This window comes from Croceitalea sp. MTPC6 (assembly GCF_036985525.1).
In the GTDB taxonomy this organism is placed as follows: Bacteria; Bacteroidota; Bacteroidia; order Flavobacteriales; family Flavobacteriaceae; genus Croceitalea.
Map to the genome: position 1 here is coordinate 2,501 of NZ_BTGR01000017.1, position 2,996 is coordinate 5,496.

The 2,996-nt window shown below is 48.6% G+C and carries 2 tRNA genes and 2 rRNA genes (1 of these 4 cut by a window edge); all 4 read right to left on the minus strand.

Features of this window, described 5'->3' with window-relative positions:
- Positions 1–613 (minus strand): 23S ribosomal RNA (locus AACP56_RS17790); it reaches 2,213 nt to the left of the window's first position.
- A 235-nt stretch (positions 614–848) separates the two neighbouring features.
- Positions 849–925, minus strand: a tRNA-Ala gene (locus AACP56_RS17795).
- Between the two features lie 117 nt (positions 926–1,042).
- Positions 1,043–1,116, minus strand: a tRNA-Ile gene (locus tag AACP56_RS17800).
- Positions 1,117–1,239: 123 nt separating this feature from the next.
- Positions 1,240–2,763: ribosomal RNA gene (locus AACP56_RS17805) — 16S ribosomal RNA — on the minus strand.
- Together the 16S and 23S rRNA genes with 2 tRNA genes alongside form the textbook arrangement of a ribosomal RNA operon.
- Positions 2,764–2,996 lie beyond the last annotated feature (233 nt).

A 2,996-nucleotide genomic window follows, 5' to 3' on the forward strand; every position in this document is an offset into this window, starting at 1 on the left:
AAGTAACTCGTAGGCTCATTATGCAAAAGGCACGCCGTCACCCTTACGGGCTCCGACCGCTTGTAAGCGTATGGTTTCAGGATCTTTTTCACTCCGTTATTCACGGTTCTTTTCACCTTTCCCTCACGGTACTGGTCCACTATCGGTCTCTCAGGAGTATTTAGCCTTATCGGATGGTCCCGACTGGTTCACACAGGGTTTCACGTGCCCCGCGCTACTCAGGATACCACTATCTTTAATACGCCTTACCTATACCGGGCTATCACCGTCTATGGCCACTCTTTCCAAAGTGTTCTAGTTCGTTGTACAAAGAATATTGTGGTCCTACAACCCCAATATTGCCGAAACAACATTGGTTTGGGCTAATCCGCGTTCGCTCGCCACTACTAACGGAATCACTTTTGTTTTCTCTTCCTCCGCCTACTTAGATGTTTCAGTTCAGCGGGTTCGCTTCCTTTCGGATGACATGCCTTCAACATGCCGGGTTGCCCCATTCGGATATCCACGGATCAACACTCGTGTGCAGTTCCCCGTGGCTTTTCGCAGCTTATCACGTCCTTCATCGCCTCTGAGAGCCTAGGCATTCCCCATACGCCCTTAATTTGCTTGTCGCACTATATATAACTTAATATATGTGCCCTCTCGTAATCCTTAATATTAATTTACTTAAAATGTATTCTATTCTACTACTTAAGTTTCTTCTTTTGACTTATTATAAATGACTCGTGTCTTTATAATATGTCCCAATATGTCAATGAACGTCGCGAGTCGCAACAGACAATTATTATCATCTGATGCTCTCACTCGCAATACGCTAGAGATAAAATAAATTATCTCCAGGCATCGCCTGGTGGAGAATATCGGAGTCGAACCGATGACCTCCTGCGTGCAAGGCAGGCGCTCTAGCCAGCTGAGCTAATCCCCCATTTGTTCAGTAGTCGGCTATCAGTTAACAGTTATCAGTTAATTGATGACCTATACGTCAACTTGGGATACCCAACTTCTAAAATTTCCTATTCAGTATTTCAATCAATGAACGTCGTAGTCTCAGGCAGACTCGAACTGCCGACCTCTACATTATCAGTGTAGCGCTCTAACCAGCTGAGCTATGAGACTGTCTTGGCCTGTTACTAACAGTACAAACATTATTTTAACAACATATCGATAGACAACATAAAAGAGTGTGAACCACCCTGATCGTTCGTAAAGAACAAGGGTCGTTGAACAAATCTTCTCTAGAAAGGAGGTGTTCCAGCCGCACCTTCCGGTACGGCTACCTTGTTACGACTTAGCCCTAGTTACCGATTTTGCCCTAGGCCGCTCCTTACGGTGACGGACTTCAGGCACTCCCAGCTTCCATGGCTTGACGGGCGGTGTGTACAAGGCCCGGGAACGTATTCACCGGATCATGGCTGATATCCGATTACTAGCGATTCCAGCTTCACGGGGTCGAGTTGCAGACCCCGATCCGAACTGTGACCGGTTTTATAGATCCGCGCCCACTTGCGTGGTGGCTTCCCTCTGTACCGGCCATTGTAGCACGTGTGTGGCCCAGGACGTAAGGGCCGTGATGATTTGACGTCGTCCCCACCTTCCTCACGGTTTGCACCGGCAGTCCCGTTAGAGTCCCCGACTTGAATCGCTGGCAACTAACGGTAGGGGTTGCGCTCGTTATAGGACTTAACCTGACACCTCACGGCACGAGCTGACGACAACCATGCAGCACCTTGTAGATAGTCCGAAGAAATAAGCATCTCTGCCTAATGCAATCTACATTTAAGCCCTGGTAAGGTTCCTCGCGTATCATCGAATTAAACCACATGCTCCACCGCTTGTGCGGGCCCCCGTCAATTCCTTTGAGTTTCATTCTTGCGAACGTACTCCCCAGGTGGGATACTTATCACTTTCGCTTGGCCGCCGAGACCGAGGTCCCGACAGCTAGTATCCATCGTTTACGGCGTGGACTACCGGGGTATCTAATCCCGTTCGCTCCCCACGCTTTCGTCCATCAGCGTCAGTATATAGTTGGTCACCTGCCTTCGCGATCGGTGTTCTATGTGATATCTATGCATTTCACCGCTACACCACATGTTCCGGCAACCCCACTATAACTCAAGACATACAGTATCAAAGGCAATTTTACGGTTGAGCCGCAAACTTTCACCCCTGACTTATATGCCCGCCTACGGACCCTTTAAACCCAATGATTCCGGATAACGCTCGGACCCTCCGTATTACCGCGGCTGCTGGCACGGAGTTAGCCGGTCCTTATTCTTACGGTACCGTCAGACACCTACACGTAGGTGCGTTTCTTCCCGTATAAAAGCAGTTTACAACCCATAGGGCCGTCATCCTGCACGCGGCATGGCTGGATCAGAGTCTCCTCCATTGTCCAATATTCCTCACTGCTGCCTCCCGTAGGAGTCTGGTCCGTGTCTCAGTACCAGTGTGGGGGATCCCCCTCTCAGGGCCCCTAACCATCGCTGCCTTGGTGAGCCGTTACCTCACCAACTGGCTAATGGTACGCATGGCCATCCCTGTCCGATAAATCTTTAATCATAAAAACATGTGTCTTCACGATACCATGGGGCATTAATCCAAATTTCTCTGGGCTATTCCCCTGACAGGGGCAGGTTCCATACGCGTTCCGCACCCGTGCGCCGGTCGTCAGCAAAGTGCAAGCACTCCCTGTTACCCCTCGACTTGCATGTGTTAGGCCTGCCGCTAGCGTTCATCCTGAGCCAGGATCAAACTCTTCATTGTTGATCGTTAAATATCTCAAGATATCCAATCAACCCTTTCAAGTCCTTTGACGTCAAAATGGTTCTTTAATAATTCTCTTTTACGCTGTCTATTCCAATATGTATATGAACTTCTGTCCCTTATATATCTCCGAAAAAAAAGAACCCAAAAAAAGGATCCCCCCATCATCAATAACACTCCACTTATCCAGCAAAGCGGGTGCAAATATAAAAACCTTTTTTATTCCCGGCAAA